The 14,370-nt window shown below is 72.3% G+C and carries 9 protein-coding genes; 6 read left to right on the forward strand and 3 right to left on the reverse strand.

What is annotated here, in order from left to right; translation table 11 throughout:
- Positions 1 to 163: 163 nt before the first annotated feature.
- Positions 164 to 4,027 carry an AAA family ATPase gene (locus ACIBAD_RS13060; protein ID WP_398906367.1) on the forward strand — a complete coding sequence of 1,288 codons (3,864 nt, stop codon included), beginning with the start codon at positions 164 to 166 and terminating at the stop codon, positions 4,025 to 4,027.
- Between the two features lie 230 nt (positions 4,028 to 4,257).
- Positions 4,258 to 5,688 (forward strand): sugar porter family MFS transporter, encoded by a 1,431-nt coding sequence (locus ACIBAD_RS13065; RefSeq protein WP_134070855.1) that lies wholly within the window; start codon positions 4,258 to 4,260, stop codon positions 5,686 to 5,688.
- A 48-nt stretch (positions 5,689 to 5,736) separates the two neighbouring features.
- On the opposite strand, the gene ACIBAD_RS13070 is transcribed toward ACIBAD_RS13065, so the two are convergent.
- Together ACIBAD_RS13070 and ACIBAD_RS13075 are read right to left on the reverse strand one after the other, a co-directional pair.
- A complete protein-coding gene (locus ACIBAD_RS13070) occupies positions 5,737 to 6,723 on the reverse strand; it encodes an LLM class flavin-dependent oxidoreductase (protein ID WP_134070853.1) in 987 nt (328 codons plus the stop codon).
- A gap of 63 nt (positions 6,724 to 6,786) precedes the next feature.
- On the reverse strand, positions 6,787 to 8,283 hold the full coding sequence (locus tag ACIBAD_RS13075) for a cytosine permease (protein ID WP_398906370.1): 1,497 nt from the start codon (positions 8,281 to 8,283) through the stop codon (positions 6,787 to 6,789).
- Between the two features lie 143 nt (positions 8,284 to 8,426).
- Here ACIBAD_RS13075 and ftsY point away from each other — a divergent pair, with 143 nt between their 5' ends.
- On the forward strand, positions 8,427 to 9,647 hold the full coding sequence (gene ftsY / locus ACIBAD_RS13080) for a signal recognition particle-docking protein FtsY (RefSeq protein WP_134070849.1): 1,221 nt from the start codon (positions 8,427 to 8,429) through the stop codon (positions 9,645 to 9,647).
- A gap of 72 nt (positions 9,648 to 9,719) precedes the next feature.
- On the opposite strand, the gene ACIBAD_RS13085 is transcribed toward ftsY, so the two are convergent.
- On the reverse strand, positions 9,720 to 10,388 hold the full coding sequence (locus tag ACIBAD_RS13085; protein WP_134070847.1) for a bifunctional DNA primase/polymerase: 669 nt from the start codon (positions 10,386 to 10,388) through the stop codon (positions 9,720 to 9,722).
- Positions 10,389 to 10,781: 393 nt separating this feature from the next.
- On the opposite strand from ACIBAD_RS13085, the gene ACIBAD_RS13090 reads away from it, so the two are divergent.
- From ACIBAD_RS13090 to ACIBAD_RS13100, 3 genes are all read left to right on the forward strand, one after another.
- Positions 10,782 to 12,302: a hypothetical protein gene (locus ACIBAD_RS13090; RefSeq protein ID WP_398906373.1), complete on the forward strand. Its 1,521-nt coding sequence runs from the start codon at positions 10,782 to 10,784 to the stop codon at positions 12,300 to 12,302.
- A 384-nt stretch (positions 12,303 to 12,686) separates the two neighbouring features.
- Entirely contained in the window at positions 12,687 to 14,033 is a 1,347-nt protein-coding gene (locus tag ACIBAD_RS13095; RefSeq protein ID WP_134070845.1) for an ammonium transporter, read from the forward strand.
- Complete coding sequence (locus tag ACIBAD_RS13100; protein WP_134070843.1) at positions 14,030 to 14,368, forward strand: P-II family nitrogen regulator; 339 nt, start codon at positions 14,030 to 14,032, stop codon at positions 14,366 to 14,368. Before ACIBAD_RS13095 ends, ACIBAD_RS13100 begins: the two co-directional genes overlap by 4 nt.
- Positions 14,369 to 14,370 lie beyond the last annotated feature (2 nt).

Consider the following 14,370-nt stretch of genomic DNA (forward strand, 5'->3'; position numbering starts at 1 on the left):
CAAGGGACGCTTCGGCGTCCCTTCTTTCTTGGCCGCCCCGGGCCGCGGCCTCGCCACCGTTGCACGGGCGCATTGGGCCAGGTGGGGGGCCGATTCCTTTGACGTCAGTTGTGCCCTGCACCTTCATGGGTGAAACCGAACGCAAAAGGTAGAGTCCGGCGGCGTGCACCTCAAGTCCCTGACCCTGCGTGGCTTCAAGTCCTTCGCCTCCGCAACCACCCTGCGCTTCGAGCCCGGCATCACGTGTGTCGTGGGCCCCAACGGCTCGGGCAAGTCCAACGTGGTGGACGCGCTGTCCTGGGTCATGGGGGAGCAGGGAGCCAAATCCCTGCGCGGCGGCAAGATGGAGGACGTCATCTTCGCCGGCACCACCGGGCGGCCGCCGCTCGGGCGGGCCGAGGTGTCACTGACCATCGACAACTCCGACGGCGCCCTGCCGATCGAGTACGCCGAGGTCACGATCACGCGCATCATGTTCCGCGGCGGCAGCAGCGAGTACCAGATCAACGGGGACACCTGCCGGCTGCTCGACATCCAGGAACTGCTCTCCGACTCGGGCATCGGCCGCGAGATGCACGTCATCGTGGGCCAGGGCCAACTGGACTCCGTCCTCCACGCCGATCCGATGGGCCGGCGCGCCTTCATCGAGGAGGCGGCCGGCGTACTCAAGCACCGCAAGCGCAAAGAGAAGGCGCTGCGGAAGCTGGACGCGATGCAGGCCAACCTCGCGCGCGTGCAGGACCTCAACGAGGAACTGCGGCGCCAGCTGAAGCCGCTGGGGCGGCAGGCCGCGGTGGCCCGGCGGGCGGCCGTCATCCAGGCCGACCTGCGCGACGCGCGGCTGCGGCTGCTCGCCGACGACCTGGTGGCGCTGCGGGGCGCGCTCGACGCGGAGATCGCGGACGAAGCGGCGCTGAAGGAGCGCAAGGAGGCGGCCGAGGGCCAGCTGGCGCAGGCCCTGCGGCGCGAGGCGGAGCTTGAGGAAACGGTGCGGCAGTTGACGCCGCGGCTCCAGCGGGCGCAGCAGACCTGGTACGAGCTGTCGCAGCTGGCCGAGCGGGTACGGGGGACCGCCTCCCTGGCCGACGCGCGGGTCAAGTCGGCCTCGGCGGCGCCGGAGGAGGAGCGGCGGGGCCGCGATCCGGAGGACATGGAGCGGGAGGCCGCGCGGATCCGCGAGCAGGAGGCGGAGCTGACGGCCGCGCTGGAGGCGGCGTCGCGGGCGCTGGAGGACACCGTCGAGCACCGTGCGGAGCTGGAGCGCTCACTGGCGGCCGAGGAGCGGCGGCTGCGGGACGCGGCACGGGCCATCGCCGACCGGCGCGAGGGGCTGGCGCGGCTGACCGGGCGGCTGGGCGCGGCCCGCTCCCGGGCGGGGGCGGCGCAGGCGGAGATCGACCGGCTGGTGGCGGCGCGGGACGGGGCCGAGTCCCGGTCGGCCGCCGCGCAGGCGGAGTACGAGGCGCTGGCCGAGGAGGTCGGCGGGCTCGAAGACCCGGCGGTGGACGAGGAGTACGCGCAGGCGCGGGCGGAGCTCGCGGCGGCGGAGGCCGCGCTGGCGCAGGCACGGGACGCGGTGGCGGCCGCTGAGAAGTCGCGGGCGGCGGTGTCGGCGCGGCGGGACGCGCTGGCGCTCGGGCTGCGGAGAAAGGACGGCACGGGGGCCCTGCTCGCCGCGCGGGAGCGGCTGGCGGGGCTGCTGGGGCCTGCGGCGGAGCGGCTGTCGGTGACCCCGGGGTACGAGGTCGCGGTCGCGGCGGCGCTTGGCGCGGCGGCGGATGCGCTGGCGGTGACCTCGCCGGGCGCGGCGGCCGCCGCCATCCGGCACCTGAGGGATGCGGACGCGGGCCGGGCCACCCTCCTGATCACGCACCCCCCGACCGGGGTCCCGATCCCGGGCCAGGCCGATGCGGATGATGCGGATGCGGATGCGGATGCCCGGCCCCGGGCGGGTTCGCTGTCGGGGATCCCCCTGCCGGGCCAGGCGGCAGGCGCGGGCACCCCGGCAGGGCCGGACGGGCTCGACCGGGGCTGGGCCCCGGACCCGGCGCGGGGCTCCGCCTCACACGGCCCTCAGACCTCCGTCGAGCAGGCCTTGCCCGCCGGAGGCTCGGCCCCGGGGGCGCCGTCGACCGGACCGGCGTCGCCCGCAGGGGCTTCCGCCCCGCACCCCGCCCCGCACCCCGCCCCAGGGGCCGTGTCGGTGCGGCCGGCCCCCTCCGCGGACGGCCCCGGGGAGGGGCCCGTGCCCGCAGGGGGGTTGGTCCAGGGGGACGCCGGGCTGGTGCGGGCCGCGGGGTGGGTGCTGCGGGAGTACGTCGTCGTCAGGGGGCTCGACGAGGCGGAGCGAGTGGTCGCGGCGCGGCCCGAGCTCGTCGCCGTGACCTTTGAGGGCGACGTGCTCGGTGCGCACCTCGCGCACGGCGGATCCGCCGGGGCGCCCAGTCTGATCGAGGTGCAGGCCGCCGTCGACGAAGCCGACGCCGAACTGGTGCTGCTGGACGGTGAGTGCGCGGACGGCGCCACGGCTCGGGATCGCGCCCAGGCGCTGCGGGGCGAGCTCGTCGCGCGGGTCGAGGAGATCGGCGAGCGGCGCCGGGCCGGGGAGCAGGCCCGGGCCGGGGTGGCGCAGCAGCTCGGGCGCCTCGCCGGGCAGGCGAAGGGCGCCGCGGGCGAGGCCGAGCGCAGCGCCGCCGCCGCGGCCAAGGCTCAGGAGGCGCTGGAGCAGGCGCTGGCGGAGGTCGAGGAGTGCGCGGAACGGCTGGCCATCGCTGAGGAGATGCCGGTGGAGGAGGAGCCGGACACCGCCGTGCGGGACCGGCTCGCCGCCGACGGGGCCAACGCCCGCCAGACCGAGATGGAGGCCCGGCTGCAGCTCAGGACGCACGAGGAGCGGGTCAAGGGGCTGGCCGGGCGGGCCGATTCCCTGGACCGCGGCGCCCGCGCCGAACGCGAGGCCCGCGCCCGCGCCGAGCGCCGCCGGGCCCGGCTGCGCCACGAGGCCGAGGTCGCCCGCGCCGTCGCCGACGGGGCCCGGCAGCTCCTCGCGCACCTGGAGGTCTCGCTCGGCCGGGCCGAGCAGGAGCGTGCCGCCGCCGAGTACGCCAAGGGCCTGCGCGAACGGGAGCTCGGCGAGGCCCGCAGCCGCGGCCGCGACCTCAAGGGCGAGCTCGACAAGCTGACCGACTCCGTCCACCGCGGCGAGGTGCTCGGCGCCGAGAAGCGGCTGCGCATCGAGCAGGTGGAGTCGCGGGCCCTGGAGGAGTTCGGGATGGAGGCGGCGGCCCTGGTCGCCGAGTACGGACCGGACCAGCCCGTACCGCCGAGCCCTCCCGCCGAGGGGGAGGACCCGGACGCCGGCGCCGAGCCGGGTCCCTTCGTACGGGCGCAGCAGGAGAAGCGGCTCAAGGCGGCCGAGCGCGCGTACCAGCAGCTCGGCAAGGTCAACCCGCTCGCCCTGGAGGAGTTCGCGGCGCTGGAGGAGCGCCACCGCTTCCTGAGCGAGCAGTTGGAGGACCTGCGCAAGACCCGGGCCGATCTGCTTCAGGTCGTGAAGGAGGTCGACGAGCGCGTGGAGCAGGTGTTCACCGAGGCGTACCGGGACACGGCCCGGGAGTTCGAAGGGGTCTTCTCGCGGCTGTTCCCCGGTGGCGAGGGCCGGCTGATCCTCACCGATCCCGACAACATGCTGACCACCGGCGTGGACGTGGAGGCCCGGCCGCCCGGCAAGAAGGTCAAGCGGCTCTCGCTGCTCTCCGGCGGAGAGCGCTCGCTGACGGCCGTGGCCCTGCTGGTGTCCATCTTCAAGGCCCGGCCCAGCCCGTTCTACGTGATGGACGAGGTCGAGGCAGCCCTCGACGACACCAACCTGCAGCGGCTGATCCGGATCATGGAGGAGCTCCAGGAGAGCTCGCAGCTGATCGTGATCACGCACCAGAAGCGGACGATGGAGGTCGCCGACGCGCTGTACGGCGTCTCCATGCAGGGAGACGGCGTCTCCAAGGTCATCAGCCAACGCCTTCGTTGACCTTTCAATTCACTTAATGAACACAACTCGCGATCATGCCTCGGTCAGCTCTGTGAAGAATCGGGTTCATCTCGCCTATTGACTTCAGGAAGTGAAGCCATAGGCTCTGCTGTGCCGTGTTGACGTTCAGGTGGTGGCAAGCAGTTTGCTGTGCGCCACTAGAGGAACACGAGCAAGCAACAACGAGACCCCACACAGCCCGCCGTCGGCGCCGGGCCCAGGAGCGCACCTTGACCAGCACAGCGAACGCACCCGCGTCAGGCGGTGGAAGCGCGTCCCACCCCGACCACCTCGGCCACGTCATCTTCATCACCGCGGCCGCGGCCATGGGCGGCTTCCTCTTCGGCTACGACAGCTCCGTCATCAACGGCGCCGTGGTGGCCATCCGCGACCGCTTCGACGTCGGATCGGCCGCGCTCGCCCAGGTGATCGCCGCGGCCCTGATCGGCTGCGCGCTCGGCGCCGCCACCGCCGGCCGCATCGCCGACCGGATCGGCCGTATCCGATGCATGCAGATCGCCTCCCTCCTGTTCACCGCGAGCGCCATCGGCTCGGCCCTCCCGTTCGCCCTCTGGGACCTCGCCACCTGGCGTGTCATCGGCGGCTTCGGCATCGGCATGGCCTCGGTCATCGGCCCCGCCTACATCGCCGAGGTCTCCCCGCCCGCCTACCGCGGCCGGCTGGCCTCCTTCCAGCAGGCGGCCATCGTCATCGGCATCGCCGTCTCGCAGCTGGTCAACTGGGGCATCCTCAACCTCGCCGACGGCGAGCAGCGCGGCGAGGTCGGCGGCCTGGAAGCCTGGCAGTGGATGCTCGGCGTGATGGTCGTCCCGGCCGTGCTCTACGGCCTGCTGTCCTTCGCCATCCCCGAGTCCCCGCGCTTCCTCGTCTCGGTCGGCCGCACGGACAAGGCCAAGGAGGTCCTGCGCGACGTCGAGGGCTCGGGCATCGACGCCGACGCCCGCATCCGCGAGATCGACCACTCCATGCGCTCCGAGGTGAAGTCCACCTTCAAGGACCTGCTCGGCGGCCGCTTCGGCTTCCTGCCCATCGTCTGGATCGGCATCGGCCTCTCGGTCTTCCAGCAGCTCGTCGGCATCAACGTGATCTTCTACTACAGCTCCTCGCTGTGGCAGTCGGTCGGCATCGACGCGAGCTCGTCGTTCCTGTACTCCTTCGAGACCTCGGTCGTGAACATCATCGGCACGGTGATCGCGATGATCTTCGTGGACCGGCTCGGCCGCAAGCCGCTCGCCCTCATCGGCTCCGTGGGCATGGCGCTGTCGCTGGGCACGGCGGCCTGGGCGTTCTCGTTCAAGACCGGAACCGGCGACGACATCTCCCTGCCGCACGCGCAGGGCATCACCGCCCTGGTCGCGGCCAACCTCTTCGTCCTCTTCTTCGCCCTCTCCTGGGGCGTGGTGGTCTGGGTGCTGCTGGGCGAGATGTTCCCCGGCCGTATCCGCGCCGCCGCCCTCGGTGTGGCCGCCGCCGCCCAGTGGATCGCCAACTGGGTCATCACCGTCACGTTCCCGTCGCTGTCCGACTGGAACCTCTCGGGCGCCTACATGATCTACACGTTCTTCGCCGTGCTCTCGATCCCGTTCATCCTGAAGTGGGTGCCGGAGACCAAGGGCAAGGCGTTGGAGGAGATGGGGTAACCACCCCCGCCAACACCCCCTCTCCTCTACGGCAGGTGCTGCCCCCGCTCAGTCCCTGAGCCGGGGCAGCACCTGTTCGCACAACAGGTGCAGGCTGCGCCAGCCCTCGTCCAGCGGCATCCCGCCGCACAGCGGGTGCAGCACCAGGTTCCCCGCCTCGCCCGCCCCCCGGGCGTACGCGACCGCCTCGTCCGGGGTCAGCACCCGGTACACGCCCTCCGCGCGCAGCTCCGCGACCGAACGCGCGGCCGAACGCACGGCGCTGCGGATGTCCTTCGACTGCCAGGACGCGTACATGCCCGCCTCGTGCAGGAAGCGGTCGCCGTACTCGGCCCAGACCCGGTCCGGGTCCTCCGCGATGTGCAGCAGCGGCGTCTCGGCCGCGGGCATCATGCAGAAGCCCTCCGTCCCGTGCTCCGCGAGCTGCGCCCGGTAGTACGCCTCCAGCTCCGGCAGGTGCGCGCTGGGGAAGAAGGGGAGCCCGAGCCGGGCCGCGCGCCGGGCCGCGGCCTGGGAGCTGCCGCCGACCAGGAGCAGCGGGTGCGGCTGCGTGAAGGGCCGCGGGGTGACCCGTACGGTACGGCCGCGGTACTCGAACGGCTCACCGGTCCACGCCCGCAGCAGGGTCTCCAGCAGCTCGTCCTGGAGGCGGCCGCGCCGGCCCCACTCGACGCCGTGCTGCTCGTACTCCTCGGGCCGGTAGCCGATGCCCGCCACCGTGACGAGGCGCCCTCCGCTCAGCAGGTCGAGGACCGCGATGTCCTCCGCCACCTTCAGCGGGTCGTACAGCGGGCCGATGATCGCCGAGACGGTGACCGCGATCCGGCGGGTGGCGCCGAAGACCGCGCCCGCGAAGGCGAACGGCGAGGGCAGCCAGTTGTCGGCCGCGCCGTGGTGCTCCTCGGTCTGGACGGTGTCGATGCCGCGGTCGTCCGCGTACCTCGCCATCTCCAGCGCGGCCTTGTAGCGGGCGGAGAGGGTCTCGGGGGTGCCGTTCGGGTCGACGAGATTGAAGCGGGCCACGGTGACGGGCATGGAGAAGTCCCCCTTCGCCGGATGTGGGTGCGCGGGCGAAGGGGGACGTTAGCTGACGTGACGTCAGTTGGACAGGGATCCGGCGGGGGCGAGCGCGGGCTCCTCGGCCCCGGCGCCGGTCTCGGGAGCCGTCGCGGCCGCCGTGCGCGGCAGTACGGCGTACAGCACGCCGGAAGTGACGATGCCGGCCGCCCAGCCCAGGCCGTTCTGCCCGATCCAGGTGTCGGCGAGCGGCCCGGCGAACCAGTCGACCTTGGTGAAGAGCAGCCCCACGACCAGGGCCGCGCCCCACGCGGTCATGGCCTGCCAGGCGTACCCGCCCCGGTACCAGTAGGCGCTCGTGCGGGTGGTGTCCAGCAGTGCGGCGCCGTCGTACGAGGTCCGCCGCAGCATGTCGACGCCGAAGACGCCGATCCACGCGGAGAAGGCCACGGCCAGCAGTGTCAGGAAGGAGATGAACGAGCCGAAGAAGCTGGTCGCGACCACCATCAGCAGGAAGCCGAAGACCAGGCTGATGACGGCGTTGACGCTGACGGCCGCCGCGCGCGGGACCTTGATGCCGAGGGTCTGCGCCGTGAAGCCGGCCGAGTACATCGACATCGAGTTGATCAGCAGCATGCCGACGAGCGCGATCAGCAGGTACGGCACGGCGATCCACGCCGGGAGCAGGTTGCCGATGAAGGAGACCGGGTCCTGGGCCGTGGCCAGGTCCGGGGTGCCCACCGCCATGACCGCGCCCATGAGCACCATCGGGATCACGACGACGGCCGCGCCGCCGATCGTCGCGCCGACCATGCCCTTGGCGGAAGCCGTGCGCGGCAGGTAGCGGGTGAAGTCAGGGCCGGACGGGACCCAGCTGATGCCGCCCGCGGCGATGGTGCCGATACCCGCGATCATCATCGCCGTCGAGCCGGCCGGCTTGTCGAAGACGGCGGACCAGTCGGTCTCGGCGACCAGATAGCCGAGCACGAGCACGCTGAAGGCGCCGAAGAGGTACGTCGACCAGGTCGAGCACACGCGCAGCGCGCTGATGCCGAGGCCGGACACCAGGAACGTGCAGCCCACGAAGAGCAGCAGGGTGACCATGATCAGGACGGTGTTCTTCCGCACGCCGAACAGCAGGTCCAGCACGGTGAGCATGGCGAAGGCGCCGCTGACCGCGTTGATGGTCTCCCAGCCCCAGCGTGCGACCCAGATCAGGGCGCCGGGGAAGAGGTTGCCGCGCTGGCCGAACACGGCCCGCGAGAGCGCCATCCCGGGGGCGCCGCCGCGCTTCCCGGCGATCGAGATCAGCCCGACGATCCCGTACGAGACGACGGGCGCGGCGATCGCGACGACCAGCACCTGCCAGATGTTGAGCTTGTTGAAGATCACCAGGCCGGCGCCCATGGTCAGCAGCAGCACGCTGATGTTGGCGGCGACCCAGGTGGGCACGAGCTCGCGGACCCGGCCGCTGCGCTCCCCGTCCGGGACGGGCTCCAGGCCGCGGGTCTCCACCGACGTCTCGGCGGATGTCTCGGCGGGCGTCTGTATCGCGCCGTCGGCGGGCTCGGCAGGCATGCGGTACTCCGGTGGGCAGGGCGTACGGGTAAGTCGCCCATCATCGTAGATGTGCCGCCAAGTCCACAAATAGAGGTTTATGGCCCGGCCGGAACCGCCGGAGACGGGGGTCCGGGGCCGCCGTGGCCGATACTGGACGGGTTATGGACATCCTCATCCTTGCTGTAGTCATCGCCCTGGTCGCGGTCGGCGCGATCAGCGGGCTCGTGGTCAGCAGCCGCAAGAAGAAGCAGCTGCCGCCCTCGGCACCGCCGAGCACGCCGACCATCACTGCCCCGCCCGCCGAACCGCAGGTGGGGGAGGACGCCGTAGAGACGGCGGAAGAGCCCCGCCGCACGATCGACGAGGTCGCCCTCCCCGAAGCGGAGGCTGCGGCTCCCGAGGCGCCCGCCGCCGTCGCCGAGCCCGAGGCGCCGGCCGCCCCCGAGATCGAGGTGCCCGAGCCCACCGCCGGCCGCCTGATCCGGCTGCGCGCCCGCCTCGCCCGGTCGCAGAACTCGCTCGGCAAGGGGCTGCTCACGCTGCTCTCGCGCGAGCACCTCGACGAGGACACCTGGGAGGAGATCGAGGAGACCCTCCTCATCGCCGACGTCGGTGTCGTGCCGACGCAGGAGCTCGTGGACCGGCTCCGCGAGCGGGTCAAGGTGCTCGGCACCCGCACCCCCGCGGACCTGCGCACCCTGCTCAAGGAGGAGCTGCTGACCCTGGTCGGCACCGACTTCGACCGCGCCGTGAAGACCGAGAGCGGCACCGACACCCCGGGCGTCGTGATGGTCGTCGGCGTCAACGGCACCGGCAAGACCACCACGACGGGCAAGCTGGCCCGCGTGCTCGTCGCCGACGGCCGCTCCGTGGTGCTCGGCGCGGCCGACACCTTCCGCGCCGCAGCCGCCGACCAGCTGCAGACCTGGGGCGAGCGCGTGGGCGCCCGTACGGTACGCGGCCCCGAGGGCGGCGACCCGGCCTCGATCGCCTACGACGCGGTCAAGGAGGGCATCGCCGAGGGCGCCGACGTGGTGCTCATCGACACCGCCGGCCGCCTCCACACCAAGACCGGCCTCATGGACGAGCTCGGCAAGGTCAAGCGCGTCGTGGAGAAGCACGGCCCGCTGGACGAGGTCCTGCTGGTCCTGGACGCCACCACCGGCCAGAACGGCCTGACCCAGGCCCGCGTCTTCGCCGAGGTGGTGGACATCACCGGCATCGTGCTGACCAAGCTCGACGGCACCGCCAAGGGCGGCATCGTCGTCGCCGTCCAGCGCGAGCTCGGCGTCCCGGTCAAGCTCGTCGGCCTCGGCGAGGGCCCCGACGACCTCGCGCCCTTCGAGCCGGAGGCGTTCGTGGACGCCCTGATCGGCGACTGAGCGCAGACCGAACGCACGACAGCGCCCCCGGGTTCCGGCCGGAACCCGGGGGCGCTGCCATGACGACACCCCCTAGCGCCGCAGCCGGTGGCAGATGTACGCGAGGGTGCCCAGCAGCAGCCGGGCCTGCGGCGGGCCGCCCGCGGAGTCCAGCGCGGGCGGGCGCAGCCAGCCGACCGGGCCCAGGCCCGCGTAGTCGGACGGCGGGGCGGTCAGGAAGGCGCCGGGGCCCAGGGCCCGCAGGTCGAGGTCGGCGTCGTCCCAGCCCATCCGGTACAGCAGCTGCGGCAGCTCGGCGGCCGCGCCCGGGGCCACGAAGAAGTGGGCCCGGCCGTCCGGGGTCGCGGTGACCGGCCCGAGCGGCAGGCCCATCCGCTCCAGGCGGACCAGCGCCCGGCGCCCCGCCTCCTCCGAGACCTCGATGGCGTCGAAGGCGCGGCCGACGGGGAGCAGCACCGCCGCGCCGGGGTAGCCGCCCCAGGTCTCGGTGACCTCGTCGAGGGTGGCGCCGGCCGGGACGGTCGGTGCGAGGGGCAGCGGATGCGCCCCGGGCGCGGTGCAGCCCGTATGACCGCAGGAGCAGCCGCGGGCGGGGGCCGCGGCGCGGGCGCCGGGGACCACGTCCCAGCCCCAGAGTCCGGTGTACTCCGCGACCGCCGTGCACTCCGACGTCCGGCCGCGGCGCCGCGAGCCGGAACGGAACTCCTTGGTGCTGCGGCTGCCGCCGATCGTGAAGCCCATGCCCATGCCCCCTCCAACGGGTCGGACGCGCAGGTGGTTACGACGTCGGCGGGACGGGATGCGGGGCCGGGTGCGAGCCCGGTGCCCGGAGGGGCTGCCGGCGCACTCCTCGCCGCGCGCGCCCCTGGTGCGCTCCCGTACATCCGATCGTTTTCGCCTCGGTGTCAAGTGAATCGCGCCTGGCGGGCGGCTAGTTCATTCAAAGGGGTGGCGAATGGTGGCGTTTCTGGAATCAACCTCGCGGAGGGGGTGATCGTAGGATTACTTTCAGTGCACCAAACCCCGAAGGCGGGGCGTCCGTGGTTATGCCGGAGGCAATGTGTGGAGGACCTGTGAAGGTCCGTGGCGGCGCTCGCCGCTCCAGCCAGGGTTTCGTGTGAAGAGGCTGAGTGGATGGGGGGCGTTCCAGTGAGCGGCAACGGCGCAAGCGGAACGAGCGTGGAGCCGGAGGTCCCGGGCTCCGCGGCCCGCAATGAGCAACTGACCTCCTGGTTCGTCCGCAGCGGCTGGTCGAAGGGCGAGCTCGCCCGCCAGGTGAACCGGCGCGCCCGGCAGATGGGCGCCCACCACATCAGCACGGACACCTCCCGGGTGCGCCGCTGGCTCGACGGCGAGCAGCCCCGCGAGCCCGTCCCGCGGATCCTGTCCGAGCTGTTCTCCGAGCGCTTCGGCTCCGTCGTCGCCATCGAGCAGCTCGGGCTGCGCACCGCCCACCAGACGCCCTCCGTCTCCGGCGTGGACCTGCCCTGGGCCGGCCCGCAGACCGTCGAGCTCCTCGGGGAGTTCTCCCGAAGCGACCTCATGCTGGCCCGCCGCGGCTTCCTGGGGACCTCCCTGGCCCTCTCCGCCGGCCCCGCCCTCATCGAGCCCATGCAGCGCTGGCTCGTCCCGGTCGCCGCCGCCGATCCGGGCCCCCGCGAGGCGGGTGCGCCCGGCGCCCTCAGCGGCCACCGGCCGCCCCGGCTCTCCGAACCGGAACTCGGCCTCCTCGAAGCCACCACCGTCATGTTCCGCCAGTGGGACGCCCAGTGCGGCGGCGGACTGCGCCGCAAGGCCGTCGTGGGCCAGCTGCACGAGGTCACCGACCTGCTCCAGGAGAACCACCCGGCCCCCGTCATGCGCCGGCTCTTCAAGGTCGCCGCGGAACTCGCCGAACTGGCCGGCTGGATGAGCTACGACATCGGCCTGCACCCCACCGCGCAGAAGTACTTCGTCCTGGCGCTGCACGCCGCGAAGGAGGGCGGGGACAAGCCGCTCGGCTCGTACATCCTCTCCAGCATGAGCCGCCAGATGATCCACCTCGGCCGCCCCGAGGACGCCCTGGAACTCATCCACCTGGCGCAGTACGGCAGCCGTGACTGCGCCGGCCCGCGCACCCAGGCCATGCTGTATGCGATGGAGGCCCGCGCCTACGCCAACATGGGCCAGCCCAGCCGCTGCAAACGAGCCGTCCGGATGGCCGAGGACACCTTCTCCGACGTCGACTTCGGGGGCGAGCCCGAACCCGACTGGATCCGGTTCTTCTCCGAGGCCGAGCTGAACGGCGAGAACTCCCACTCGTACCGCGACCTGGCCTACGTGGCCGGGCGCAGCCCCATGTACGCCTCGCTCGCCGAACCGGTGATGCAGCGGGCCGTGGACCTCTTCGAGAAGGACGACGAGCACCAGCGCTCGTACAGCCTCAACCTGATCGGCATGGCCACCGTGCACCTGCTCCGGCGCGAGCCCGAGCAGGCCGTCGTCCTCGTCGACCGCGCCCTGAAGGTGGCGGAAAAGGTGCGCTCCGAACGGGTCAACACGCGGATCCGAAAGACCGTCGACAGCGCCGCCCGTGAGTACGGCGACGTCGCCGACGTGGTCCAGCTGACCGACCAGCTCGCCTCCCGACTCCCCGAAGCCGCGGAGGCCGTCTGACGGCCCGCGCGGCCGCCCCCGAAGGCCGCCGGCCGCGGCAGCCACCCCGTGAAGCCCGATCAGGCTCCCCCAGCCAGGTCACCCCGGGGGCTGCCGCGGCCGGCTCCCTTTTCTGCGCCTGAACCGGCGCCGCTCTCGCGGAGGCGGCCGCTCGCCGTCGGGGTTCCTCGATCGACGGCTGCCGTGTTCATCGGGCTGTAACAGCCAGGACGCCTTCGTCATCGGCGCGAAACACCCAGCGGCGCCGCCGGAAACCGGCCTGCGCGAATCTCAGGGCCAATAACCGGCCAGCCCCCAGGCCCCCACCCCCCGGCCTTACGCCTTGCGCCGCTCAGGTTTTCACGATCGCCCGCACGCGAACGTACCGACGACGAGGAGACGCCGATGGCATCAGCCATCACGACCCTCGCGGCAGACGCCCCGACGCTCTCTGCCGCGAACACCGGGTTCATGCTCATCTGCTCCGCCCTGGTCATGCTGATGACCCCCGGGCTCGCCTTCTTCTACGGGGGTATGGTCCGCGTCAAGAGCAGCCTCAACATGCTCATGATGAGCTTCATCAGCCTCGGGATCGTCACGATCCTCTGGGTCCTCTACGGCTTCAGCCTCGCCTTCGGCACGGACTCGGGCAGCTTCATCGGCTGGTCCTCCGACTACGTCGGCCTCAGCGGCATCGGCATCACCGAGCTGTGGGACGGGTACACCATCCCGGTCTACGTCTTCGCGGTCTTCCAGCTGATGTTCGCCGTCATCACCCCCGCCCTGATCAGCGGCGCCCTGGCCGACCGCGTGAAGTTCAGCGCCTGGGCCCTGTTCACCGCCCTGTGGGTCACCGTCGTCTACTTCCCCGTCGCCCACTGGGTCTGGGGCGCCGGCGGCTGGCTCTTCGAGCTCGGCGTGATCGACTTCGCGGGCGGCACCGCCGTCCACATCAACGCCGGCGCCGCGGCCCTCGGCGTCATCCTGGTCATCGGCAAGCGCGTCGGCTTCAAGCGGGACCCCATGCGCCCGCACAGCCTCCCGCTCGTGATGCTCGGCGCCGGTCTGCTCTGGTTCGGCTGGTTCGGCTTCAACGCCGGCTCCTGGCTCGGCAACGACGACGGCGTGGGCGCGGTCATGTTCGTCAACACCCAGGTCGCCACCGCCGCCGCCATGCTCGCCTGGCTCGGGTACGAGAAGCTGCGCCACGGATCCTTCACCACCCTCGGCGCCGCCTCCGGAGCGGTCGCGGGCCTCGTCGCCATCACCCCCTCCGGCGGCTCCTGCTCCCCGCTCGGCGCGATCGCCATCGGCGCCATCGCCGGTGTCGTCTGCGCCATGGCCGTCGGCCTCAAGTACAAGTTCGGCTACGACGACTCCCTCGACGTCGTCGGCGTCCACCTCGTCGGCGGAGTCATCGGCTCGCTCCTGGTCGGCTTCTTCGCCACCGGCGGGGTCCAGTCCGACGCGGCCGGCCTCTTCTACGGCGGCGGCCTGGAGCAGCTCGGCAAGCAGGCCGTCGGAGTCTTCTCCGTACTCGCCTACTCTCTCGTGGTGTCCGCGATCCTGGCCTTCCTCCTGGACAAGACGATCGGGATGCGGGTCACCGAGGACGACGAGGTCTCCGGCATCGACCAGGTCGAGCACGCCGAGACCGCCTACGACTTCAGCGGAGCCGGCGGCGGCGCCTCCTCCCGGAGCACCGCCGCACCCGCCCCCGTTGCCGCCGCGAGCAAGAAGGTTGACGCATGAAGCTGATCACCGCGATCGTCAAGCCGCACCGGCTCGACGAGATCAAGGACGCCCTCCAGCGGTTCGGAGTCCAGGGGCTCACCGTCTCCGAGGCCAGCGGCTACGGCCGCCAGCGCGGCCACACCGAGGTCTACCGCGGCGCCGAGTACACCGTGGACCTCGTACCGAAGATCCGCATCGAGGTGGTCGTCGAGGACGACGACGCCGAAGCGGTGATGGACGTCCTGGTCCAGGGCGCCCGCACCGGAAAGATCGGTGACGGCAAGGTGTGGAGCGTCCCCGTGGACGCGGTCATCCGCGTCCGCACCGGCGAGCGCGGCGCGGAAGCGCTTTAGGC

The sequence above is a fragment of the Streptomyces sp. NPDC051109 genome (genome assembly GCF_044455885.1).
Lineage (GTDB): Bacteria > Actinomycetota > Actinomycetes > Streptomycetales > Streptomycetaceae > Streptomyces.